Origin of the sequence: Nostoc sp. MG11 (assembly GCF_014904695.1) — a bacterium.
Taxonomy (GTDB): Bacteria; Cyanobacteriota; Cyanobacteriia; order Cyanobacteriales; family Nostocaceae; genus Komarekiella.
Map to the genome: position 1 here is coordinate 66,998 of NZ_JACXXN010000011.1, position 26,776 is coordinate 93,773.

Annotated in this window: 13 protein-coding genes and 1 pseudogene; 8 read left to right on the plus strand and 6 right to left on the minus strand. The window is 42.6% G+C overall.

What is annotated here, in order from left to right; all coding sequences use genetic code 11:
- Positions 1-113: 113 nt before the first annotated feature.
- Together HCR01_RS17335 and HCR01_RS17340 are read right to left on the minus strand one after the other, a co-directional pair.
- The gene (locus tag HCR01_RS17335; protein ID WP_193197380.1) at positions 114-983 is read right to left on the minus strand and encodes a hypothetical protein; all 870 of its coding nucleotides are present in this window, start codon (positions 981-983) and stop codon (positions 114-116) included.
- A 45-nt stretch (positions 984-1,028) separates the two neighbouring features.
- The gene (locus HCR01_RS17340) at positions 1,029-9,599 is read right to left on the minus strand and encodes a non-ribosomal peptide synthetase (protein ID WP_193197381.1); all 8,571 of its coding nucleotides are present in this window, start codon (positions 9,597-9,599) and stop codon (positions 1,029-1,031) included.
- Positions 9,600-10,709: 1,110 nt separating this feature from the next.
- Between HCR01_RS17340 and HCR01_RS17345 the strand changes: the two genes are divergently transcribed.
- From HCR01_RS17345 to HCR01_RS17375, 7 genes are all read left to right on the plus strand, one after another.
- Positions 10,710-11,945 (plus strand): hypothetical protein, encoded by a 1,236-nt coding sequence (locus HCR01_RS17345; protein WP_193197382.1) that lies wholly within the window; start codon positions 10,710-10,712, stop codon positions 11,943-11,945.
- Between the two features lie 149 nt (positions 11,946-12,094).
- Positions 12,095-14,272, plus strand: a complete 2,178-nt coding sequence (locus tag HCR01_RS17350) for a serine/threonine-protein kinase (protein WP_193197383.1) — start codon at positions 12,095-12,097, stop codon at positions 14,270-14,272.
- 22 nt (positions 14,273-14,294) lie between these two features.
- Entirely contained in the window at positions 14,295-14,852 is a 558-nt protein-coding gene (locus HCR01_RS17355; RefSeq protein ID WP_193197384.1) for a GNAT family N-acetyltransferase, read from the plus strand.
- A 4-nt stretch (positions 14,853-14,856) separates the two neighbouring features.
- Positions 14,857-15,795, plus strand: coding sequence for a PP2C family serine/threonine-protein phosphatase (locus HCR01_RS17360; protein ID WP_193197385.1), 939 nt, complete (start codon positions 14,857-14,859; stop codon positions 15,793-15,795).
- Positions 15,796-16,045: 250 nt separating this feature from the next.
- The gene (locus tag HCR01_RS17365; protein ID WP_193197386.1) at positions 16,046-17,323 is read left to right on the plus strand and encodes a vWA domain-containing protein; all 1,278 of its coding nucleotides are present in this window, start codon (positions 16,046-16,048) and stop codon (positions 17,321-17,323) included.
- Between the two features lie 157 nt (positions 17,324-17,480).
- A complete protein-coding gene (locus HCR01_RS17370; protein ID WP_193197387.1) occupies positions 17,481-18,206 on the plus strand; it encodes an FHA domain-containing protein in 726 nt (241 codons plus the stop codon).
- Between the two features lie 114 nt (positions 18,207-18,320).
- On the plus strand, positions 18,321-19,595 hold the full coding sequence (locus tag HCR01_RS17375) for a hypothetical protein (RefSeq protein ID WP_226889403.1): 1,275 nt from the start codon (positions 18,321-18,323) through the stop codon (positions 19,593-19,595).
- A gap of 251 nt (positions 19,596-19,846) precedes the next feature.
- On the opposite strand, the gene HCR01_RS17380 is transcribed toward HCR01_RS17375, so the two are convergent.
- The 4 genes from HCR01_RS17380 to HCR01_RS17395 form a co-directional block, all read right to left on the minus strand.
- A complete protein-coding gene (locus HCR01_RS17380) occupies positions 19,847-23,008 on the minus strand; it encodes an MFS transporter (protein ID WP_193197389.1) in 3,162 nt (1,053 codons plus the stop codon).
- An 81-nt stretch (positions 23,009-23,089) separates the two neighbouring features.
- A complete protein-coding gene (locus tag HCR01_RS17385; protein ID WP_193197390.1) occupies positions 23,090-23,611 on the minus strand; it encodes a hypothetical protein in 522 nt (173 codons plus the stop codon).
- Between the two features lie 66 nt (positions 23,612-23,677).
- Positions 23,678-24,115, minus strand: a complete 438-nt coding sequence (locus HCR01_RS17390; protein ID WP_193197391.1) for a hypothetical protein — start codon at positions 24,113-24,115, stop codon at positions 23,678-23,680.
- 208 nt (positions 24,116-24,323) lie between these two features.
- On the minus strand, positions 24,324-25,217 hold the full coding sequence (locus tag HCR01_RS17395; protein WP_193197392.1) for a DUF2382 domain-containing protein: 894 nt from the start codon (positions 25,215-25,217) through the stop codon (positions 24,324-24,326).
- Positions 25,218-25,730: 513 nt separating this feature from the next.
- On the opposite strand from HCR01_RS17395, the pseudogene HCR01_RS17400 reads away from it, so the two are divergent.
- A pseudogene (locus tag HCR01_RS17400) lies at positions 25,731-26,454 on the plus strand (general stress protein); the annotation flags it as partial.
- Positions 26,455-26,776: the final 322 nt, after the last annotated feature.

Genomic DNA, 26,776 nt, shown 5'->3' on the forward strand with positions numbered 1-26,776 from the left:
TTTGAGTTTTAATCTTCCTTTTTTTCCACAGTACATATCAAGTTGCTAATAACCAATAGCTTCAATAAATAAACAAGTAGCAATTGGTTATTAGCCATTAGCAATACTTAATATTAATCTTCAAGTATTGGTTCAGGAATAACTGGTACAGGATGATCAAGACGATAGGCATTCCAAGGTTTGATGAAAGATTCTCGTTTAATTCCTGAAAATCTCCCTATCTGTTTATGAAATAGACTCTCATAAAAATCTAATTCTTTCTTTAAGTAATAAGGGGCTTTTTCTCCATAAACTTTCACAAACATTCTGTAGGTATTATAATGTTTAGCTGCTACATCCTCAGAATAAAACATCAAATCATCTTCAATGTCATTTAAAACTTCTAAAGGCCACATCAATCTCAACTCTTCATTTAATTCCTCTTCTGAGTAATTTAAACCTAACATCTTGAGCAAAGTACAATGTAAAACTCGATAGTCTGAAGAACGTAACTCAGCCGCCTTTTTAATCATTCCATGAGTCACATGAGATGTAGCTAATATCTGGGTTTCTAATTCAAAATACTCTCCCAGTTTTTGCATATAAAATTCAACTTGACAATGCCTGAGATTATACTCCTCTAAAACAGCTAAAATCATTTCTTGCTTAGAATGCCAAGGAGAGGCATGCAGTTTTTCGTAGCCCTCACTTTGAATTTTTTCAACTTCATCATCAGTTTGATAAACCAGAGCTTCAATAAACCCTAAGATGGGATAAAACCGAAAGAAGTCATTCATTGAGAGGTTATAAATTGGAAAATAATAAAGTACAAATTCTCTCAATACTCTGCTAGACCGACGCATACTCTGATAAGAAATGCAGGAGATTTTGGAAGCAAACTTATTAACCAAAACCCCTGTATCACGCGTGGTTGTGAGTGTAGCTTTCGAGATTGTCATAAATAATGAATAAGGTTGGTGTGGAATAATTAAAACAATGGACAAAGTGAGGGCAATTTATCTCTTGATAGAGATGAATTGTGAACAACTTCATTCAATTTCTGCTAGCAGTTCGTCCAACGCTTCTTGGCTTAAACCAACTTCAGGGAAATCTGAAGGAGTATAACCTCCTGCTTCTGGAGATAAGCAGTGGTCGATAATAGCTTCTAAGACTTTCACATAGTTTTTAGCCAAGTTTTCTACAGTAGCTTGGTGATGGAAAGCCTCGCTATATTTCCACTCCAGTTGCAATCTGCCTTCAATCACTAATCCATTCACATTCAACAAATGGCGGCGCTGTCCTTTGGGACTGTGAATAGAACCGCTAGACTCTTGGGCATATTTCCAACCAAGGGGTGCTAGGTGCGTTTGGTCGAATTGACCCAAGTAGTTGAAGCTTACTTGAGCTTGAGGAAGCAGCTCAAATTGCTTGTGTATGGTTGCATGGTGGCTCAGATACCGCAGGATGCCATAACCAATACCTCGGTTGGGGATGCGTCGCAGTTGCTCCTTGACCGACTTAAGAGCCTCCCCAGGGTGGTGAAGACCTCCAAGTTTTAGGCAAACGGGGAATATACTGGTAAACCAGCCTACTGTTCGGGACAAGTCTATATCCTCAAACAAGTCCTCCCGTCCGTGACCTTCTAATTCAATCAGTAGGGAGTCATAGCCTGTCCATCCAGCAAAACTTTGTACTAATGCGGTCAATAGCACATCGTTAATTTGGGTGTTGTAGGCGACCGGGACATCCTGCAATAGGGCACGAGTTCGTTCTAAACTCAGGAATACAGTAACAATGCGACTTGAGCCGACAGTGTTTTCTGACGCCACAGCAGGAGAATCCAACGGTAAAGGAGCAATTGCGAACCGCATTGAGTGCAGCCAGTAATCTAGCTCTGAGTGGAGTTCGCGATCGCCTGCATAATCCTGTAATCGGATTGCCCAATCCTTAAAGGAAGTTGTTTTTGCAGGCAGTTGGATGTTGTTTCCACTATCTAAGTGTTTGTATGCCTCAGATAAATCTTCTAGCAAAATCCGCCAGGAAATTCCATCGACAGCCAAGTGATGGATGACGATGAGCAAACGTCCAGGAGAAGATTTACCCAAGTTAAATAGAACAACCCGCAGCAGCGGCCCATCTGCTAAATTTAGCGATCGCTGTATTTCATCTGCCTTTAACTCAATTGCTTTTGATTGTTCTGCTTGCGGAAGGTTAGATAAATCAGCGTTAACTAACGATACTTCATCGCACACATCACTGTTGTACTGTTGCCATTGCGTTGCTTGCTGCACAAACCGCAGCCGTAAAGCATCGTGATGGTACAGTAACTTTTGTAATGCCTGCTCTAGTAATTCCGGTTGTATATTTGGCGGAACTTCTAGCAGGAAAGATTGGTTAAAGTGATGGGGTTCGGGTAAATTTCGCTCAAAGAACCAATGCTGAATCGGTGTTAGGGGAACAATACCCTTAACTAAGCCTTGTTCTGCCTCTTTAGAGGTAGTTGTCACAGCTACAGCAGCTAACTCAGCGATAGTTTGGTACTGAAATAGCTGTTTTGGAGTTAGTTTTAATTTAGCTTGATTGGCTCTGGCGATAATTTGGATTCCAATAATGGAATCCCCACCCAATTCAAAAAAGTTGTCGTGAATACAAACTTGTTTTAATCGTAAAACATCTTGCCAAATTTTCACCAAGATTTTTTCGGCATGGGTGCGGGGAGAGACAAAGCCAGTCGAGTCAGTTAACTCTAACTCTGGTACTGGTAAAGCACGGCGGTCTACTTTGCCATTGGGTGTAATCGGAAAAGCCTCTAGAACTGTGAAGGATGCAGGAATCATATAGTCAGGAAGCTTTTCCTTAAGGAACGATCGCAACTCGCTACTAGTGAGCTGTTTTCCTTCTGAAATAACATAAGCTGCCAAACTCTTAATACCAGGTTTATCTTCCCTAGCAATGACTATCGCATCTCCTACCTGGGGATGTTGAGTTAAAACAACCTCAATTTCTGCAAGTTCAATGCGGAAGCCACGAATTTTAACTTGGTTGTCAATGCGGCCAATAAACTCAATATTTCCGTCAGGTAAGTACCGTGCTAAGTCTCCTGTTTTGTACAACTTTTTGCTAGAAGTTAATTGTGCTTCAGCAATGGGATTCGGGATAAACTTTTCCTCGGTTAAATCTGGGCGGTTGAGATAACCTCTGGCTAAACCATCACCTCCAATACATAGTTCACCAGGAACGCCAATCGGTACAGGTTGGAGATGACGATCCAGGATATAGATTTGTGTATTAGCAATTGGTTGTCCAATTGGTAAATTTGTTGCGCCTTCTGGTACTTCTTGCACTAAATACCAGGAAGAAAAAGTAGTATTTTCCGTTGGGCCATAAACGTGAAGCAGTCGCTTTGGAGGTTGATGCAGTACTGTTCTCACCCAGTTTGGTTCAACCGCCTCCCCACCAAATAGAACGGTTTGAAGAGTTTTAAAGATTCCTGGTACTTGACTTACCAACTGGTTGAATAAAGCTGTTGTGACAAACAAAAAGTCAATCTGCTGCTCTTGCAGTTGTGTAGCAAGTTGTGGCGGCGATAGCAAAACTTCTTTAGTAATACCTACTAGCCTCGCTCCATTTAGCAAAGCTCCCCAAATTTCAAAGGTAGCAGCATCAAAAGCTGCATTCGAGGCTTGAGCAACTCGATGATTAGCTGTTAACTTCACGTAGTTGGTGTTACACACTAGCCGATTCACAGCTTGATGAGTTACGGTTATACCTTTTGGCTTTCCTGTAGAACCAGAGGTATAAATTACATAAGCTAGGTTATGCCTTGATGCTTCACTGATGGGGTTTTCCTGGCTATATTTGCTAATTACTGGCTCCCAGTCAGTATCTAAACATACAATTTGAGCGTTAGTTTCCGGTATCTGCGCTCTTAACTGTTCTTGAGTCAGCAGTATTGATACCTGAGAATCATTCAGCATATGAGCCAAGCGTTCTTGAGGATAGCTGGAGTCTAGAGGAACGTAAGCACCGCCTGCTTTGAGTATGGCGAGTATACCGACAATCATTTCCAGCGAGCGCTCAACGCAAATCCCTACTAATACTTCTGTCCCGACTCCCAAGCTTTGCAGATAATGCGCTAATTGATTGGCGCGATCGTTCAACTCCCGATATGTCAGAGATTCGTCCTCATACACCACCGCCACAGATTCGGGTGTTTGTTCTACTTGCTCCTCAAACACTTGATGGATAGATTTCGTATGGGGATACGCTGTGTAAGTATCATTCCATTCCACTAGCAATTGATGACGTTCACGCTCAGTCAGCAATGGTAATGTACCTACTGATGCTTGAGGATTCGCCACAATTCCCGCTAATAATGTCTGGAAATGACCAGTCATGCGAGCAATTCTGTCTTCATCAAACAAATCGGTGTTATATTGCCAAAACCCTTGCAGAGAGTTTCCTTGGTCTGTGTTGGTTTCCCACATCTGTAATGTGAGGTCAAACTTGGCGTTAACATTATCTAGATGTAGAGGAGCGATGACGAAATCAGGCGTTTCTAATTGCTCCATTGGGGCATTCTGCAATGCAAACATCACCTGAAATAGGGGACTGTGGCTGAGACTGCGCTCTATTTGCAAAGCTTCGACAATTTGCTCAAAAGGTAAGTCTTGGTTCGCGTAGGCATCCATGCAAGTAGAACGGACTTGCATTAGTAGCTCCGAGAAACTGGGATTACCTTCTAGTCGAGTTCGCATCACCAAAGTATTGACAAAAAAGCCAATTAACCCTTCTATATCTTGATGATTGCGGCTAGCGATCGGTGTTCCTAACAGAATATCTTCCTGACCACTGTAACGGAACAGCAGAGTCGCATAAGCCGCCATCAAAGTCATAAATAAGGTAGTTCCTGACTTTTGGCTGAGTTCTTTCAGCGATGCTGTCAGTTTTGCATCTAGCTGGAAGGAAAAACACCAACCTCGGAAAGTTTGCACGGAAGGACGAGGCCTATCCGTAGGTAGTTCCAACAAAGGTGGTGCGTTTGCTAACTGTTGCTTCCAGTAATTGATTGAGGTTTGTAATGCTTTTCCTTGCAACCATTGGCGTTGCCAAATTGTAAAATCTGCGTATTGAATCGGTAACTCTGAGAGGGGAGAAGCTTCGCCAACCAAAAAGCCTCGATACAAACTTGAAAATTCTTTGATGAATACTCCCATTGACCAGCCATCACCGATAATGTGGTGCATAGTCAATAACAAAGCATAGGACTCTGACTTGAGTTGCACTAGAGTGACTCGCAGCAACAATCCTTTGGTGAGGTTAAAGGGTTGCAATTGATCCTGGGTTGCTAAGAATTGCAATTGTTCTGACTGTTGCTGTCCTGACAATCCTTGCAAGTCCACAACCGAGAGTTTCATAGTTGCGTGGGGAGCAATTACTTGTACAGGTGTTCCCTCCACTGCACTAAAAGTGGTGCGTAAAACTTCGTGACGGCGGATAATCTCGTTGAGGCTGCGTTCTAAAACTTCTATATCCACACGCCCGTTAAGACGAACAGCCTTAAACATATTGTAGAAAGAGCTGTCCGGCTCCAATTGCGCTAAAACCCATAGCCGCTGCTGGGCGAAAGAAAGCGGGATTTGAGATTGTGTTTGATTTCCCCGACGAACTTTAGGAATAGCACCGTTATTTCTTTGATATCCCAAAGACTCTGCTAAGAGCCAAGTCACATCGCCTAAAAAGTCGCTGCTGTAATACTGTTTCCAACTATCTGCGGTGCTAGCATTAATGCCCTGATGTTCGTGAAATTTTACATCCCCCACCATTCTAGATTGGGCATAGATGCCATCGGTCATCCGCTGCTTTTTCTCTTTGTATGGTTGCAGCATATCAGGATGGAATTCTAGCCCTAAAAATTGGCATAAGCCCTCAACACTGCTCTTTGGTTGGCTAACGATGTCTTCAAATTTGACTTGATACTGGCGGTGTTGGGGAACTTGTTGCAAGAATTCGAGAATATTTTGATGGCTAATCAGCCAAACGAGTTCAGCGAGTTCTCGCCTATTAAAAGGATGTTGATAGGGAAATGTTTGCTCTACTCTGGCTTCTTCATAAGAGCGCATCGTTGCATAAGGATGACGCACAAGATGGATGTAGAGAGGGTTTTGGAAGTTTATTTCCGCCCGTTTGAGGGTTTCTAAATCTATGGAGTAGGAGGGGGTCTTATCTACCAAGATTTTATCGCCTAACCATTGCTGTATAAGTTGGTAGAACTGTTTGGTGGTGAGGTTTTTCGCTTCCAATTCTTCCATAAGTGCGATCGCCTCTTCTGGACTGCACTCCCGAATTTGCATGATTGTGCGAATCGTTCCTTCTGTCCAAAAGCTGTAACGTCCAGAAAATGCTGCTTTTCGTTCTCCAAGTGTATTAAACGTCAGCAGTTCCAATTCTGGAGGCGCGAACAACTGCGGGTTTCCTCCCAGGATGACGCGGAGTAAGGTAGAACCGCTACGATGAGGCGAGAGGATAAAGATAGCTGGCGGGTTTTTAATTACGTCGTCATCTATTGGGTAAGCAATGGAGGGAATAAGCGATCGCATTTGCAAAACTTTAGCTTCATCGATGCGCTCTTGTGGTGTATCAATAACTGAAGCTATTTTTTTACCTAGGAGTTTTGCTGCTGCTTGTGGGTAGTTTTTTTCTATGTAAGCGGCTAGTCTAGCAACTGCCTTAGTATCAAATAAAACAACAAAGTGAATAATCTCGTTTAACTGCGCTTGCAGTTTATTAATCAGAATCGCACCTCGAATCGAATCTCCACCTAGTTCAAAGAAGTTATCATCAATACCCACTCTGTCAAGTTTGAGGACTTCTGCAAATAGATGTGCGATCGCCTTCTCTATAGGAGTGCGAGGAGCAACAAATTCTATATCTAATTGAGGACGCTGGCGCTGTTGTCGGGATGTAATTTCTTTGAGGATGAGTTCGGGATTGTATAGATTGTGGGCAATGCGTTCAAAGAAGTCTGCGGGAGGATTTATCTCACGCAGAGGCGCAGAGACGCGGAGAGATGTAGCCTTATTATCTACTGTATCTATATTGTATATAAGTATGAAACTACTCTCAGATGCGGTTCGAGATGGAAACTCGAATGACCAACTACCATCTTTCTTCTGCTGAAATTGTTTACCAACACTAGTCAGAAAATCCCAGGCTGGTTGATTCTTCTTTGTAGGTATATAGAAAAGCTTGACTTGTCCTAATCCTCTTTCTTGAGCAAGAGTTCCTAAATAGGACAGCATTTTATGCTCGACACCACGACCAAGTACCCGACAACTAAGCAAAAAGGTGTCTACAAATAGGGCATTTTCTTGAGTTGCAAACAACAGCAGCCCCACTAAGCCATAATCTCCAAAGCGGTCTTTGACCTTGACCACCCGACACTCTAATTTTCCTGAATTACAAAGTTGTTGAATTTCAGCCTCAGACCGTCGGATTGTTGTGAGGTTAAATTGATTGGTGCGTTGGGTAAGTTGAGCAACCCGCGAAAGTTGCTCGTTTTGCATTGGAGAAATCTCAATTTCTAAGTTCAGTTGTGCGAGGAAGTCAGTAAAGGAAAGAGAATCTTGTTGTAAACGTTGGCGCTGAACATTCTGTTGATAGAGATTAGTTCTTTGTTGGTCTTCTTGCGTGGCTTGGAGTTGGTCGAAAGCCCAAATATGCTCTAAAAATTGCGGGATGCGATCGCATTGCGGAAGTTGGAGGGTCAGGACTTCTGGACAGTTTGCTCTAACTTCAGCACACTCAACTGGGTTGTCATCAATGAAAATGAAGCTATCTAAACTCAGTTGTAGTTCGGTAGCTAAAGACTTGAGATTCTCTGATTTTGATCGCCAGTTAATCCGCCAATTGACGAGATGATGGCGCTTAAGCAACATATCTGGATGTTGGTCAAAGACTGCAAATACATCCTCTTCTTGATTCTTACTACACAAACAAATTAACTTTCCTGCTGCTTGCTGCTTTATGATGAATTCTTGCAGCGATCGCAATGGTGGATCGATTTTCACTCCAGTAACTCCATCCTCCCCACAAATACCGTTCCATAAGGTATGGTCGCAGTCAAGGGCAATTACTTTGTAGGGATAGCTTTTCAATGCAAAGATTTTCCGCACCAGCATCGTCCCAAGAGCACAGAAAAAGGTTGGTGTGTAGGGAATATGTCCTAATTCGTCTCCATAGGGATCGTAGTATTCTTCTACTGGGTAAATACTAGTCAATTCTTGACTTTTTATCAGATGTACACCGCTGAGATTATTGAGATCGGCTGCTAACAATTCTTGCATTCTTTCATGTAAGATGTTAGACGCTGTATCAGTAGTTGGAGATGGAGGACAGATACAGACTAAGTGAGGATTTGGAGATAGGGTTGTTGCAGTTTTCAAAGCACTGCCAAAATCTCTGACGGTTTGCTCTATTTGAGCTACGTTTTGTCCAAATTGCTGTGATACTGGGTTGTGCTTTTGGTTGAGGCGAGTAGCGTAGATATTATAGAGTCCTGAACCGTGCAACATAGACTCTTCATCGACAACAAATTTAAAGCCTTTGTCTTCAAGTAAACGCATGACCTGTTTAATCGTACTGCCTTCTTGGTCATGCACTTCAATGACGATTTGTTTAATCAGTGACCAGTGATTGTCTTTAATTCCTTGGAGAATTGCTAACTCGCTTTTTTCAGCATCTAGTTTCAGTAAATCAATCTTTTCAATCTTGTATTCTTCGATAATTTCTGAAAGAGTCCGCAGCTGAGCCTGATAAGTTTCTTGCTCTAGTCTATCCTTAATAAATTCATCAGCTAAGCTCTCTAATGACTCTTTATCCAGAGAATGATCGCGTTGCAGCATATTAATAATGACTGAACGAATAGCTTTTTCATCTTGTTCAGTATCAGCTGCAAAACTTGAGAAAACCGAGGATCGGGGGTAGAAAGTAAAGGTTTCTTCTTTGGATTCACCACCTAATCCACAATTAAAAAGATGAGTGTTTTGACAGTAGAGCTTGGCGTTAGTCTCTAACTTGTCAAAGGCGTGGGGTGCAGGCTCAAAAGCATAAATAGTGCCTTTTGGGGATTTTTGCTGAGCAAATAAAGTGAATAGACCAATATTCGCTCCGACATCGATTATACAGTCGTCTTCATTGAAGACAATTCCATGTTTTAAATAGACGCGATCGCCAAAAATTTCTTGGTATAGATACTCAGTTTCATACTGGTTAAGGTGAGCAATTTCTAAGTGATTTGGTAAGGTGTAACGTAAGCGATCGCCAATAATTTGTGCTTTTATCTCATCATTAACCGTTAGTTGTAGACGATTCTTATTTACTTCCCAATCCTCAAATCTAACCAGAACTATATTAACTCCATCTTGATTGTTAGCTAGAAGGCTGGCTGGATTGAGCAGTTCTTGAAATACCTGATTGTAAGGAGCAAACTCTATTGAATAAGGAACTCCTATTTCTGTAAGCCAATACGATAGGGAATCCTCAATTGGTTCGCTTGTAAATGTAGCTGCAATAGTAATGTTCTGCTTAGGAATATGTTTAAAAAAATGTTGTGTAGTCATAAAAATTATTTTCAATAATTACTTTTTTTAGCAGCAAAACCTGCCACATAAGAGCATAATCAGGTTTGACATGAGGAATCAGAAGAATCTAAACGTATTGCCAATGAAATAACAACTGAGAATTTGTCTAATAAAACTGGTGCGACTCCTGATAAAACAGCTATCGTAATTCTAAATTATAGTGATAATTCTTTGATTAACTCCGATTTTTCTAATAATCAATTTTGGGCATTATTTTGAGAGCTTTTAGTCTGGCTACAATCAGCAAGTTTTTATTCCGACAAATTTTATAAGTTAATAGATTTAAGTTTATTGAATACCCAATGATTCTCCAGTAAAATATTTGATTTGCTCTGATAGAGAGAATAAAAGCTTACTTTTACTTTTTGTAATCAATGTTTTGTTGATTTAGGAATAGTCATTTTTTATTAGTTAAATCTATTCAAGATAATTTTTAGCACATTAGTAATCTATTAAAGTAAAAGATTAACTATTTGATTAAATAAACTTGCTTCTTTAAACTAACATGCTTAACCTAAGCTTCCAAATAATCTCAGCTTTATCAAGAAAATGCAATAGTAAGTAAGACAATATTAAGTAGACAATTAAGCCAGTTAAGGTACTTAAGTGAATAATTGACTAGACATTTAAGACATTTAAGACACTTAAGCAAATAATTGACTAGACATTTAAGACATTTAAGACACTTAAGCAAATAATTAAAATATTTAAAACAGTTAATAAATAATAATGACCAACTATAACTTTTTTGCAGCTAAGCTAGACTTTACTCCTGATGGGACTTAGAACTGCTAGGAGCCTTTGGCAACAAATATTTTGACAGTTTTTGACTCCTATTTTTCCGATTTTGTGATAAATGTAAGGTTATTTGTGTTATGGTGAAGGATTTTGATTAGTTTCAGATATAGCGATCTTCCTTCTGGACTACTGTAGCAGCAAGGGAGGCAGCGGCAATTAGGTGGCTATCGGGTTTTATAATTTTCGGGGCTAGCATATTTATAACGATTAAAAAAATATACATATAATTGCATAGTTCCCCTGTTGCTTACCAATGTCTGGGAAGACCTCTTTTGTATAGGAGCGATCGCTATGGCAGTTGAAATTGATCAACTTTTAGCCGACTGGAAGAACAAAGTCAAAATTGCTAGTCAAAATCTTCTCGAACTGCAAGAACTGCCAACATATCAACGCCTTTGTGGTAGCCCTGGTTTTCCCGGAGCGCATTTGACGGGAATCACTGCGGCGCGGGTCGCTCCAGCGCTGGAGTCAGTGAACAAGTTGTTTCAATACTTCGATTTGTTGGTGCAAACTGTTGATCAAGCAACCAAGCTGCGCCAAAAATTACCGCGTTTTTTACCAAGAGAGCAGAAAATTGGCTTTTTGATGGTGGGACAAGAAATAGACGAGATTAAACAACTGCTAACAGGAGCCTCAATTGAGTTACCTGCTGTACAAACGCCACTGGCACAAAGAGGACTATTAACTGGGGCCCAGAAGGTAAATGCCATTACCCCCGCACTGCTAGTTGAAGTCATGACAGACGCGTTCTCTGTTGCTAGGGACACACTTCTGGCTGTTGAAGCTGCTTGGACAGATTTGGATTTGATGCTGACAAATGCGGAAACTCAAATTCGCTCACTGCAACAATTAGCTGAATCGCTGGGTCAAAATTCCCTCAATGAACTTGTTCGATCTCGTGAGGCGATCGCTTCCTTGCGCGATCGCATTGAGCAAGATCCTCTGGGAGTGAGTGGGGATATAGAGCAGCAGCTCAAGCCTTTGCTGGCACAGGTGAAAGTAGCTTTAGAGCAAGAGGCTAAACAGCAAGCTCAAATACGAGATAAATTTGCGATCGCTCACGATTTATTAAAGCAATTAGAAGAACTAAATTCAAAATCTATCGCAGCTTTTGCGGAAAGCCAGGAAAAAGTCGTGGATCATTCAATGCTGGCAACTCCATTGACTCAGGTGCAAATCGATGCCCTCAGCCAATGGCTAACAAGATTAGAGACTAAGCTGGCGGAGGGTTTGATGAATCCGGTTATGGTTGGTTTAGAAAATTGGACTATCAAAACTAGAGAGTACATAGCATTGGAAAAACAAACATATACAGCCAATAGCGCTCCTCTAGAAACCCGTCGGGAGCTACGCGGACGCCTCGATGCTCTCAAAGCCAAGGCACTAGCACGAGGATTGATAGAAGATCCTCACTTAGCCCAACTAGCCGAGGAAGCAAAGCAACTGCTCTACACACGACCAACTGCTTTAGATAAAGCCGCTGAATTAGTATCTCGATATGAAAAACGATTGAATGAAAAGCGGTGAGGAGAGGGGCAGTGTTTCGACTACGCTCAACAATCGGGGCAGGGGACAGGGGGCAGAGAAGCAGGAAAATAAAGGGAAAGCTTTTGACTCTTGACAAATGACTAATGACAAATGACAAATGACAAATCCAAAATCGTAGGAATGTCCTAATGGAAGGCTTAACCTGCTCAAGAAATGGATGTACTGGTATTATCGAAGATGATTACTGTAATGTCTGCGGACTTGCAGCGGTGAAAACTCCGTTGGTTAGCCAGAAGCAAAGCACGGCTAACACAAGTAGGAGTTCACCCATTACTACGGGTACTGGTTCCTCGCCACTAACTAAACGTTCCCAAGGTTCGCGGCGTACTAGCAGCACTTCTGCCCGCAGTAGTCGCAAGCAGTTAGGGGCAGGACTCGTTTCTGTGCCGGATCTGCCTTCAACGGAGCCAGAAAAAGCGATTATCCCTGACCCGAAAGTACCAGAGAATAAACGCTTCTGCTCGAATTGCAATAATCAACTGCGACGAGAAAAGGGATTTTGCAGTAAGTGCGGACAGAAGTTTTCGTTTATTCCTACCCTCCATCCTGGTGATTTAGTTGTAGGGCAATATGAAGTTAAGGGAGCGATCGCCTATGGTGGTTTAGGTTGGATCTACTTGGGCTTCGATAAAACTCTGTCTCGTTACGTTGTTCTCAAGGGATTGCTAAATACTGAAGACGCCTCTAGCGCAGCCGTCGCCGTAGCAGAAAGGCAATTTCTTGCAGCGGTAAAACACCCCAATATCGTTGGTATTTACAACTTTGTTAACCACGATAGCGAGGGTTTTATCGTGATGGAATATGTCGGTGGTAAAACTCTCAGGGAAATTCGCAAGAGTCGGGGGCCGTTACCAGTAGCGGAAGCGATCGCTTATATTCACCGTATCCTCAGCGCATTTGCCTATCTGCATTCCTTGGGCTTAGTGTACTGCGACTTCAAGCCAGATAACATCATGGTCGAGGGCGGCGACGTGAAGTTAATTGACTTAGGTGGTGTGCGCCGCATCGATGACCCCGATGGTGATATTTACGGCACTGTGGGCTACAGTGCTCCCGAAGCAGGTGAAGGCCCCACAGTCGTCTCGGATCTATTTACAGTAGGTAGAACCTTAGCCGTGTTGCTGACTGATATTCGGGGTTTTAACAAAGAACATCTTTATAAACTGCCTAGTCCCCAAGAAGAACCTCTGTTTTCCCAGCAAGAGTCACTTTATCGGTTCCTGATTAAAGTAACGGCTGAAAACCCTGATGACCGTTTTCAGTCGGCGGATGAAATGGCAGATCAATTGTTGGGTGTGCTGCGGGAAGTGGTGGCTCTCTCAACTAATATCCCCCGTCCATCTACCAGTAACCTATTTGGTGGAGATATGCTGGCTCTAACAAATAGCGGCGATTTTGAACCAATTAAAATCGACTACCAGCAATTGCCTGTACCGATTTTAGACTCTAGCGATCCTGGTTTCAATGCAGTACTCAACGCCAGTGCGATCGCCGATCCAGTCAAGCGGGCTGTTAGTTTAGAGGTTGTTGCCAAGCAAGTTGCTAATTCTACTGAAGCATGGTTCCGCTTGGCAAATACTCTCATTGAAATGAATGAATACAGCGATTTAGAGCAAGCTTTAGCAACTGTCGAAGTTAAAGACCCTTGGGACTGGCGAATTTTCTGGTATCGGGGTCGAGCGCTGATGGCACAGGGTAAATCCCAAGAGGCACAGGTAGCATTTGACCAAGTTTATTTTGACCTACCGGGGGAAGTGGCTCCGAAGCTAGCGCTGGGGCTGGCGGCGGAACAGGCGCAAAATTACCAATTAGCCATTAAGATGTATGATTTAGTATCCCGTACTGATCCCGGTTATGTATCGGCGGCGTTTGGGTTGGCTCGTTGCCTTTGTGCTATGGGCGATCGCAACGGTGCGGTGGCGGCGTTAGAACGCATACCTCAAACCTCCAACTTGTTTACGCGATCGCGCGTAGAAATTGCTCGTACTTTAATTAATCGCGATCGTTCTGTCCCTGGAACTCAAGAACTCCAGGCGGCTTCAACGGCAATTGAAGCACTCACCTTGGAAGGGATAGATCGCTATCGGCTGACTCAACAAGTTTTGGATACTGCCCTCAACTTGCTGACTTCGCGGCAGTTACAGGCTGCTTCTGACTTGACAATTTTGGGACAGCCATTCCAGGAAGTGCATTTAAGAAAAGGGCTAGAAAAAGCTTTGCGCGATATGGCACACCTAGCAAATGGAAATGAAAAAATCCGCTTAGTTGATGAGGCAAATCGAGTGCGTCCTGGAAGTTTGTTTTAACGTAACTAAGTATCGCAAGAAAATGACAAAAATTAAACTTACAACAAAAAACTTAGAGCTAATTGCTTCCACCTTAGAAATTGCACAAGTGGAAATTAGTGACAAATCCAAGTTTTCCGAGCTACTCAATGCATTTGTACCTAGTACCTGGCCACCTGAATTTAATGACCATGAAACTATGTTGTTTTTTTTACATAAATTACAAGAAGCTCCAGAACATTCGGGATGGTGGTGCTGGTACTTTGTGCTGAATGATGTAGTTACAGATGCACGTACTCTCATTGGTAATGGTGGCTTCAAAGGCAAGCCAACGTCTGATGGCACCGTCGAAATCGGCTATTCAGTTTTACAAGAGTTTCAAAACTTGGGCTACGCGACAGAAGCTATCAAAGCACTTGTTTGTTGGGCATTTGACCATCCTGAAGTTCAGCAAGTTATCGCAGAAACTCTACCAGAACTCAAAGCTTCACAACGAGTTCTGGAAAAAAGCCAATTTACGTATGTTGGACAAGGTTCTGAGGAGGGAATAATTCGTTATGAGCTTTCTCGTAGTCACATGAACTCAGGAGCAGCGAAGTAAGCCTATGGAATGCCCAAACTGTGGTGCTTCTGTCTTGGCGGGTGATAAATTCTGTGAAGAATGTGGGACATCTCTGACAACTAACGGCTGTGAAAAATGCGGTGCTGGAATCGAGGCAATTGATGCTGAGGGATTCTGCACTAATTGTGGATTCCGCAGAGAAATACGCGAAAGTGAGCGAGTGGAAGTAATAATTGACTTGCATTTGGCAGGTATAAGCGATCGCGGACTTAAACACAACCGTAACGAAGACTTCCTTGCCCTAAAACAGCTAAACAATGCTCAGACAAATATCCTTGTAGTTTGCGATGGGGTTTCCAGTTCCGATAAATCTGATGTGGCAGCCCAAATTGCTGCTGAAAGTGCGTGTTTAGCGCTAGCTACTGCCTGGGAAAAAGGAGAAAACCCAGAGTCAGCAATGAAATCAGCCTTTGCCACTGCTCTCGAATCTGTATGTAATATCCCTTATGTAAATAGTATAAATTCAGAATACCCATCAACTACGATTGTTGCCGCTCTTGTCCAAGACCGTACCGCTACCATTGGTTGGCTTGGTGACAGTCGCGCTTATTGGCTGTCTGACAACGATTCCCAACAATTAACTAAAGATGATTCCTGGCTCAGGGAGGTGGTAGCAGCCGGAGAAATGACCGAAGTAGAAGCCAGACAGTCGCCTCATACTCATGCAATTACCCGCTGGCTAGGGGCAGATGCAACTGAAAATAATGTCCCCTCGATTGTACACTTTACTATTCCTGGTTCAGGATACTTGCTGCTATGTACAGATGGATTGTGGAATTATGCACCCGAAGCCTCGTACTTGGCAAAAATGAGACAGCAGACATCAAATACAGATGCGATCGCCATCTCCCATTCACTAGTCGAATTTGCCCGCAACTCTGGCGGACATGACAACATCACCGTTGCAGTCCTGTGTTTATAAACCAAATTTCAGCATTGCTGAATATGAATATGAAACTCAAAAATTTAATATCTCAAACTCTTATTCTCTGTGCCTCTGTCTTGAAAAGTTTCCTACGGCGGGAAACCCGCCTACAGAACTTTTCGCTGCGTCTCTGCGTGATACTAATTCATACTTTCACTCAGCAACGCCCAAATTTCTATATCTTAAATATTCTCTTCTTCTGTGCGCCTCTGCGGTTCGTTAATCCTTCACATTGTTATTGAAAATCATGTCCAACCAATTCAAAGCCGAAGTCTTTCAAAACCAATTCCTCCCCCAAGGTACAAAAGAAGTCAACGCCATCATGACCATCAGCGTCGAAGGAACTGATAGTGCAACTACATCTCCCAGCCGTGACAGACTATTTGGCGTCATCTGTGATACCTCCGGTTCAATGGGAGGTAATAAAATTCACGCAGCCAAAGATGCGATCGCTAAACTCGTAAATTTGCTGCCAGAAGATGCCTACTTCTTTATCGTTACTGGTGCTAGTAAAGCCAGTGTTATTTTTCCTGTGTCCCAGGCTACATGGGAAAAGAAGCAGCAGGCGATCGCATCTATTAAAAATATCAGTGCTAATGGTGGCACACTCATGTCTACCTGGCTGGCTGAGTCCTTGAGGCAATTCAAAAAAATGCCTAATGCAGTCCGTCAAGCATTACTGCTCACAGATGGACAGAACGATGACTCTGATGAACAAAAACTGAAGACGATTTTACAGCAATGTGAAGGGGTTTTTCAATGCGATTGTCGGGGTGTCGGTACTGATTGGCGCGTCGCCCAACTCCAGCAAATTGCCAATAAGCTCTTAGGTACAACCGATATTATCCCCAATGCCTCAATGATTGAAGCTGACTTTCAAGCCATTCTTGAAAAAGCCATGAGCAAAGATGTCAGTGATGTAAACATGCGTCTGTGGACACCCCAAGGAGCAAAGGTATTGTTTTGCAAACAGGTAAGTCCTGATATTGTTGACCTCACTCACCGCGCTAAACCCATGAAGCCTCAAGTAGTTGATTACCCTACTGGTGCTTGGGGTAATAAAGAGTCCCGTGATTACCACTTCTGTATTGAAGTTAATCCGGGGAACGTCGGTGATGAAATGCTGGCTGGTAGAGCCAGTCTAGTTTACACACTCAACGGCACAGAAACCAAAATTGCAGAAGCACGCATTCTGGCAACCTGGACAGATGATGAAGCCAAATCTACGAAAATTGACAGACGGGTTGCTCACTACACCGGACAGGCAGAACTTGCCCAGTCTATACAGGAAGGGTTAGAAGCTCGTGCTAAAGGTGATATTGAGGTTGCCACAGCTAAGTTAGGCAAGGCGGTTAAACTTGCTCATGAATCTGGTAACGAGGCAACTGCTAAATTGCTGAAAACTGTGGTTGATATCCAAGACGCGCCAACGGGTACAGTGAGGCTGAAGCGAGAAGTGGCAAAAGAAGACGCGATGGCGTTGGAGACTCGTTCTACTAAGACTACTCGTATTCCCAAATCTTAGAGTTAGTTATTAATTATTGATAAATATGGTGTTGCAGAGAAAGCGGGACGATTTATTTCACGCAGAGACACGGAGGCGCAGAGAGAATGAGGAGTTTTAGATCTCGGTACATCAATTTCATCCTTTGTTTGTACAATGCCGTAAATACAAATGACAAATGACTTATCAATGTTTAAAAGGACACGAATCAACTGAATCCGATTTCTGTTCAGAGTGTGGTGCCAAAATTCTTGGGATACCTGAACAAGAGTTAGCTAAAAATATCATTTCTTCAACAGTGCTGCAAACTATATCTGTGGAAACCTGTCCAGCTTGCAGCGCTCCCCGCGAACCCAACAGTGGAGATTTTTGTGAAATTTGCGGTTACAACTTCGTTACCGGGGCGCATGGTGAATTAGCTATAGGGAAAGCTGAGGTAGTACGGGAGGCAGGGGGAGAAATTCTTAGTTCCCCTTTGGGTTCGCAGTCGCCTGCGGAGGGAAACCCTCCCGCAGCGCTGTCTCAGCAATCCCCAATAGTTTGGGAGGTGATTGTGACAATTGACCCATCTCTACGCAATTTGGAAAGCCCAGAAGCACCAACTAATCAACCACCTGTTATTTTCCGGTTAGAAAAGGACAGCAATCTGATTGGTCGTCTTAGTGAGATTCGGGGCATTCATCCAGAAGTTCCACTAGATTTTGATGATGCCGTGTCGCGCCGCCACGCTTTGCTCAACCGTCAGGCGGATGGTACGTTGACTCTGCGCGATATCGATTCTGCTAATGGTACAAAGCTGAATGGGGTTGAATTGACGCCAATGGTAGATGCTCCATTACAAGACGGCGATGAATTCACCTTGGGACACTGGACTCGGATTACAGTCAAATCAGTTGCTTTATGAGTATTAACAAGTATGAGTAAGATAATTGCAGTCTCAAAAAATACAATTAGTAGACTCACTACTCCTCAATTACTTAAGGGTAGCTTGTACCTTACTTGGGTAGCGAGTGTACTGATGCTAATGACGGTCATTACCGGAATTCAAGGGCAACGGCAAGCGATTAAAACAGTTGGTGAAGACTCAACACCAAGTATTGTTACTGCCCAGCGTCTCAAGGATGCTTTTGCAGGTATGGATGCGTATATCGTCAAAGAGTTGCTAGTTCCACCTGGACAAAACCAAGATGCTGTCAAGGGTTTCGAGGAGCGATATCAGAGAGTCGCTGAAAGGTTGGTTGCAGCTGCCAAGAATATCTCTTATGGCGATAAAGAGCAGAAACCCATTGAGACTATGCAACTGGGGTATGGTGACTACATAGCTAAAATCCAGCAGGCCCGAGACGCTCACACACGGGGTGATGCCAATGCTGTTCTGGTTGCTTATCGAGCAGCAGCCGAAATTATGGATAATAAGCTCCTACCAGCAGCGGATGCACTGGATGAGGTTAACTTGCGAGCTATAGAGAACACTTACGCTAAAGAAAAGTTTAGTTCTAGTAAATTTTTATTTTTGATCGTTATTTCTGGTGTGGTACTAATCAGCATACTGGTAGGACTTCAGCTATTTCTCGCTCGCAGGATGCGCCGTACCTTTAATCCTTGGTTATTAGTGGCGAGTGCGATCGCCATTGGCTTTTTGAATTATACAGTCGGGGCGTTTCTTTCCGCTTCTCAGCATTTGAGGATTGCCACAGAGGATGCTTTTATGTCGATACATGGGTTGCGACAAGCTCGTGCTTTAACCTACATTGCTAATGCTGCCGAAAGCCGTTATCTGCTTGATCCAACCTTTGCCACCAATCACGAACAAGCTTTCTTGAAAAATATAGCCCAAATTGCCAAACTGCCCAAGGGTCAAACATTCGAGACAGTAGCAACATACTACACAATAGAAGGCAAAAAAGTAGATGGGTTCACAGGTTACTTAGCTGAAGAATTGAACAGTATGACTTTTGCTGGAGAGCGAGAAGCTTTGATCGCCAACCTTCGGATTTTGGGGACTTATCTAACTATCGATCAACAGCTCCGCCAGTTAGAACGGAGTGGTAAACACCAAGAAGCGATCGCACTTTGCATCGGTAACAACCCAGGACAATCGAACTGGGCGTTTGAGGAGTTCAAAAAAGCTAACCAAAAGGCATTCGATATTAATCAAGCAGCCTTCGATAAATCAATAAAACAAGGTTTCCAGGATTTAGATAGCTTCGAGATTACCACACCAGTGGTGCTGAGTGCGATCGCTCTTTTAAGTCTACTTGGACTACTACCACGTCTTAAAGAGTATGCCTAGAGCATCGATTCAGTAATCGCAAAAACCCGATTTCTTTTCGGTAAAACAACCAATTATCGTTGACTGTAGAGACGTTGCATTGCAACGTCTCTACGAAATAATCGGTTTTTCTCTTTGCGCCTACCCTGCGGGAAGCCGCTTCTCTACGTTCGCGCAGCGTAGCCCGGTAAATTCATTCCCAGATTCAGCAATGCCAATAAAAAAAGCCTCTCTGTCGAGACGAGAGGCTTAACCATGAGTTAGTAAAACACTTAACCAAATAGGTCAAAACCTGATACAGCCAAAGCCCCGGCTAAAGCTGAAGCCGCTAAAGAGACAAAAGCTGTGTTAAATAACCACCAAGCAGCACCCGCAACTGCTTTTTTGGTTTCAACTCCTTGTTTTTGTGCTTGCTCTTTGATTGCATTGAGGCGTTTTTGAGTTTCTTGCTGAATACGTTCGGCTCGATGCAGTACGCTATCCCGTGTGGCTTCGATTTTGTCGATAATCTTGTTAGCTTGCGCTTCGGAAATATCTTCACGTGAACTGAGGACAGCAACTAGAGTATCACGGTCGAAAGAAGATAGGCGATCGCGCAAAGCATCAAATCCTGCTTGTGGATCATCAAACAATTTGGCAAAGTCTTGCTGGATGCCTTCATAATTGAGTTCAGGACGCTCCAGTGAGTTGAGGTAGTTGCGAATTGAGCCGAAAACACCATCAAGTGCTGATTGCACCCTTTGCTGAATCTGCTGATATTGTTCAACAATCGAGTTACGCACAGAATCGATTTGATCCACAATCCGGTTAGCTTCTTCTTCTGAGATATCCTCACGCTGGGATAGCAAAGCCACAAGTGTAGAGCGATCAAATTTAGAGACACGCTCACCTAAAGAAGACGCTCCAGCGCGGGGCGAAGACAGCAACAATTGCAAATCGCGCTTAATACTATCCGGGTTAAGTTCTGCTTTATTGGTGTTCCGCAGATAGTTTTCTAGATAAGCTTCAAACTCCTGCGCTTTTTGAGTAGCACGGTTTGCCAAGCGTTGCGGTGCTTTGACAATGTTATTGATGGCTTGTTCTGTTGAGTCAATAGTACGATTGACTTGCTCCTCACTCAAGTCTCCTCGTTGTGTGAGCAGCTTGACTAAAGTTTCCCGATCTACTTGTGAAAGCCGCTCTCTAAGCGCATCAGCGCCCTCTCTGGGGTCAGCCAGTAATTTTTGCAAGTCTTGTTGAATACCTTCTGGGTTGAGTTCTTCCAGGTTGGTATTGCGGAGATACTCACTAATCGTACTCGTGGTTTTTTCGTACTGTTGTTTTGCTGTCTCTGCTGCTTTTTGTGGAGCTTGCAAAACGTTATCTCGTACCATGAGCAACTGGTCAATGGTTTGATTTACCTGTTCTTCACTCAAATCTTGCCGCTGACTCAGTAATTTAACCAAAGTATCGCGGTCAAACTGTGATAATCTACCTCTTAAGGCGGAAAGTCCTGCTTGTGGGTCTTCTAGCAGCGTTCCAAAATCGCGCTTAAGACCTTCAGGATTGAGTTCTTCTTTGTTGGTATTCCGCAGATATTCTTCTACCCTTTGCCGCAATTCATCAGCTTTCGCTCTGGCTTGTTCTTGCAGTTCTTGGGCCCGATTTAAGACATTATCACGAGTCCGCTCAAATTGACCAACAATATTATTAGCTTCCTCTTCATTAATATCTTCGCGGGAAGCCAGTAGCTTAACTAAAGTATCGCGGTCAATTTCCGAAAATCTCTGACTTAAGTCTTCAATTCCCGCTTCTGGATCTTCCAGCACCTTCGTCAAGTCTCGCTCAATACCTTCTGGGTTGAGTTCTTCTTTCCCCGTTGAACGCAGGTAATTTTCTAGACGGGTGCGGAGACTTTGGGATTTTTCTCTTGCATTCGCCTGCTTAACAGTTTCTAAAACTTCCGTGCGAATGCTTTCCATCTGCTCAGAAATATCTTTGACTTTTGCTTCAGTAATATCTCCGCGTTGCTTGAGCAAGTTGGTGAAATACTCTAAGTTTATTTCCTCCAATTGCCGTCTTACGGTTCCTGCATTAGCATTTGGGTCATAGATGACTTCTTTGAATTCATCTTTAATTGTGATGCGGTTAAAATGCCAAGGGAAGGAATTCAGGATGTATTCTTCAACATCTGCCTTAATGGTATTATTCGGAAGTACAGGCAATTTCTGGGCTACAGAACTACCAACTTTACTTACTTGCTGAGTTGCCTGGTCTTTAAGTTGTTGTAGCTGCTGCGTAATTTTATCGACATCTACTTCCTGAACTTTTCCTGACAGTTGTTGTAGCTGATGGCTAACTTTTTCCACATCTATTTCTGCAAAGTCTACCCGTTTCAATACCGCAGGTAAAGCTGCACCTAAGCCAATTTCAATAGCTTGCTTGACTATTCCATTGCTTTGCTTACCATTTCCACTGCCGACTGTAGCCAATTGCTGAATTCTCTCAACTAATTGCTCAGATTGCAGTTCTTCTGGAGAGGCTTGTTGGAGTAAATTAATTACTTGGTCGGTGGGATTTTGCCCTTTCACAACTTGGTTCCAAGCACCTTGCAATTGGTCAGCGATACCATTGATATCTGACTTGGAAAAGTCTGTACGAGAGCTAATTAAATCGACAAATGTTTGGCGATTAACATTTTTTAGTAAGTCACTATCAGCAATCGATTGTAAGTCTCCTTCTTTGAGCAGCTTCTCAAATTGAGAGCGGATTTGTTTGGTATCAAGCTGGGGTAATTGTACACCAGATAAAGAACTTTGTAATGTGTTTTTGATACTATCTGGGTCAAAACCTGATGTGAGTTCTCGACGAACGGCGGCGGTGATTTCTTCAGCGGTAGAAACCATTTGATTTTTAGCAGCATTAGCACCCAAAGCCGTAGTTGCTGTACCCATGATTCCTTGCATACCACTTGTAACGGTACTAGCAACAGAACCAATCAAGGAGCCGACTGCACTTGAACCTAACCATACAATGACTGTGAAAAAGGCAGACCAGATGACTACACCGATAATTGCTCCTAAAAGCGTACTCTCAATTAAGCTGAGCTTAACTGCTAAAAAGCAAGCACTGAATAAGGCAATAGTTGCAGTAACAAGCGCCCAAAGACCGGCAGTTGTTTCAACTTTGCGAATCGTTCCACCCAAGCTTTCAGATTCATCAGAACTTGAGCTACCACCTAAAGCGGAAATTCCTACAGCTACCGAGAAGTTTGTTAATAGTAATTGAAAGGCAAATGCCATCAATATACCAGCAAGTAACGCTACTAAAAACTTAGGCCCAGAAAACACAAGTGATGCTTGTTCTGGAGTTAAAATTTCATTTGTTACTGGAATTTGTGCTAATCCCAACTGCAAAGAAGACAATTTCCAAGCAATTAACGCACTTTGAATCATAATATTTTCCTCGTTAAAACGGTGCTGCTCAGATCCCCAACTTCTTCAAGAAGTCGGGGATCTAAATCCGGCGATGAAGGTTTATTTACGACCACCAAACCATTTAGCTGCGATCGCTCCTAAAGCTGCTCCTACCACTGGATTACTGAGAAACTTCAGAATCGCTGGTTGTTCAGCCATGACTTCTTGGAAAATGTCGGGATGATTGTGATAAGCAAAGGCTGCAAGTTTGCTGACATCATCAGCATTCATCCGGTTAGGGTTATGAGTAGAAAGTCCCAAATTTTGCTCTAAATGGCGATCATCTAAACCTCTTCCCTTTAAGTGCTTGAAAAATGCTCGTGCAACATCGTCGCGTTCGTTAGGCTTAATCTGGGCGATCGCTTTTTGCAATTCTGGCTCCATCTGGCTGGGAGGGATGCGATCGTGGTTTAAAGAACGACCAAATAATTGACGGCGTTCTTCATGAGATGAACGTTGAGCAAAATCATCAAAGTTTTGGTAATCTTTGCTTGGATCAGATGAAACATCATCTAAAGATTCTGTATTACCATGAGCTAACTCGTTCATGATTTCGCGTTTATATTTATCACTGCTGCTCATTTTATTTGTCTCCTGTTTTACTTCTAATCAACTGAATCAGTTCTTTAAATTTGGAAAATTGAGTCATTACTTGTACTCAATTTGATTTGTTTGCACATCATACTGAGTCGTTAAAATCAGTTTTTTATCTGGTGCATACATCAAAACTGTTAAGTCTTGATTAGGAAAATTCTTGTGAAAACCTTGAACTAAGGATTTTGCTAATGGTCGTACTTCATTTGGACGCACTTGAGGCGTAATCACAACACCTAACTTGTTGTTATCACGTACATAAGCATCTTGAACGATTCCCTTTGCTGTACCAATAACCCAATTACCAAAATCTTGACCTTGTACGCTGTTACCGCGTTCTAAAAGGGCATAGTCTCCACTACGACTGATTCCAGATGGTAATTGAGTGGGTTGTTTAGCTTGAACTCCGGCGCTACAGGCGGCTGTTGTTGTTAGTACTAACACCAAAACTAAAGCTGTTACAATCCTGTGGAAATGTTGAATTATTTTCATTTTGACCTCCTCATCTCAGGCTATCTTTTGAAACATCAATTTACTTGAAATATTTTGCTGATAAGTAGGTAGATAACCTACTCCTAATAACTAAAACATCATCCAATACTTTTCTTGTCTCCCTTGTGCTTTGGGAAAAGGGTAAATTTCAGCTTTGCCCCCTTTCCTGTTAACCAAAAGATATTAAACATTACGTGATTTAGTTAAGTTAAATCCGGTCAGTTTTATTGACTATTGGAGTTCCATCGGTGTCAACGTCTAATTCTTCACGTCGAATGGTTTCTTGAGCTTCAACGGTTTCTTTGTCTACAACTTTTTGCACTCTAACTTCTTCACGCACGAAAGCTTCTTTACGAACGTCAGCAACTTCTTCGTAGATTTCCATGTGTGCTACTTCGCCCTCGCGGAAGTTAGCTGTTTCAGGAGACACAACTTTACCTGCGTCTTGAGGAGTAACTCGCTCAATCACGATTCGCTCTTTTTCTACCGGAACAGCAACTCTTGCAGTTTCAGTTTCAACGTGCTTACCAATCGCTACTTCTCCGGTTTTCCGACGCTGTTTGTTAGCAACCAGTCTTTCTTCGTAGAGTTTGAAGGTTTGATCTTCGTGAGCGCTAACATCATATAGATCTGGCTCTTGTGCGTAGGCGTAGTTGTTGCGATCATAGCTAGGAGTAGTACGCCCAGATGTTGAGCCTACCGCAGCCGTAGATGTTGCATCCAGAGGCGCTGAGCTTTCTACAGACTGTGTGCGATACCCTCCACGCACTCGTTCTTCATAGTCGTAGTCAAGCGGTGTATGCTCTTGATATTCAGGTAAATTTTCCGCTTGCTCTCTTGTGATACCAACGACATAAACACGGTCTGCTCTAGAGTCAATCTGTGCTTTACCTATTGGTAGCAATACTTTTTTGCCAAAAACCCAAAAGCCTATGTCAACGATTAAATAACGGAACGCACCTTCGTCGTCCACTACAGCATCACTGATTGTGCCAATCTTTTCATCAGTTCCTCGGACATAGACACCCATTCCTTTGATGTCCTTACCCTGAATAGTATTGTGATAGTCTGGGTCGAATTCACTTATTCTATGGAGTGGCATTATTTTATTCCCTAAAAACTTTTGCTGTTCATTACTAGACTAAGAAATTAGTTCATATAAATCTTCTCTCTGAAGATTGACTTCAATCACCTTGATGATTAACCAAAGGTATTAATTACATGTAATTGAATAAGTAAAAAATTATTTCAAACTTGTATATAGTATCTATGTACTTAGTAAACTAAAAATTTATTTTGCTATTTTTGTGACTAGTTTCTAGCATTTTTATGACTAGCTTCTAGTACTAAATGTAAGGTTTAAAGTCAAGCCAGCCTATACGTTCGCAGGATTTTTTACTAATTAAATATCTGAAATAATGCCTTACATTTAATTAAAAAAACGCTTCATTTTTTAGCTTTGATTGTTTTACTTGTAATACTTTTTTGTCACTCTTGAGAAAGACAGAATTTATTCCAAGAGATTGAGGAGAATTGAATCTCAAAATGCCTAAATGTTATTAACGTATCAATAATTTTGTAAATCAATAATTTTCTTTTGCTGCAAGGAGCAATAATGGTATTAAGTATACATCGGCGTGCTGTAGGTGTATTTACTCATCGTCGGGATGCAGAACATGCGCTGCATGAGTTGAGAGATTCAGGCTTTGCAATGGATAGAGTTTCTGTAGTTGTGCAGGATGCAAACTGCAATGATGATATTGCTGGTGCTGAAGTTAGGGAGCGGATTGGTGATAAGGCTGATGAAGGTGCAACATTAGGAGCGCTTTCCGGTGGTGCTTTGGGCGGCTTGACTGGTTTATTGGTTGGTCTTGGTACTCTAGCGATTCCTGGTATTGGCCCGATTATGCTTGCTGGTGCAACAGCAACCGCCTTGGCTACGACTGTCGCAGGCGTGGGTATTGGTGCTGCTGCTGGGGGCTTGCTTGGCGCATTGATTGGTTTAGGAATTCCCGAAGAACGAGCTAGAGTTTACAATGAACGAGTGGAGCGGGGACACTACTTAGTTATCGTTGATGGCACAGATGCAGAAATTGCGAAAGCAGAGGCAATTTTACAACATCGAGGTATTGAAGAGTTTGGCATTTATGATCATCCCGATCGCCAGCGTGAGACTACCAATGTTACTACAACTACTCCTAAAACTGCCATCCTGAATCGGGGTACTGGTCTAACCAAAAATGCTGTCGGTCACTTCAGTAATTTTAGTGATGCCGAAGTAGCAATTAATGATTTGCGTGCGGCGGGTTTTCCTTTGAGTCAAATTTCTTTAGTTCACAGAGACTTTTCTCAACCAGAACGGTTGACAAGTATTGCTGTGAGCAATCGCTTTGATGCTATGAGGTTGGGACTACCTGATGAGCGGGCGCGTTTCTTCAGCGATCGCATCACTCAAGGAGATTATATAATTATCATCAATGGTACAGATGATCAGCTTCGTCAAGCTGCCTCTATCGTTAGCAAACATGGAATTCAAGAGTGGCAAATTTATGACCCGACGTTAATTAGTTCTACAAGTCATAATTATGCTAATAATGCCTATGAAGGTTACGACCAAGGCGTTCACCAGCAAACAGCTATTTTTGATACTACTTACAATAG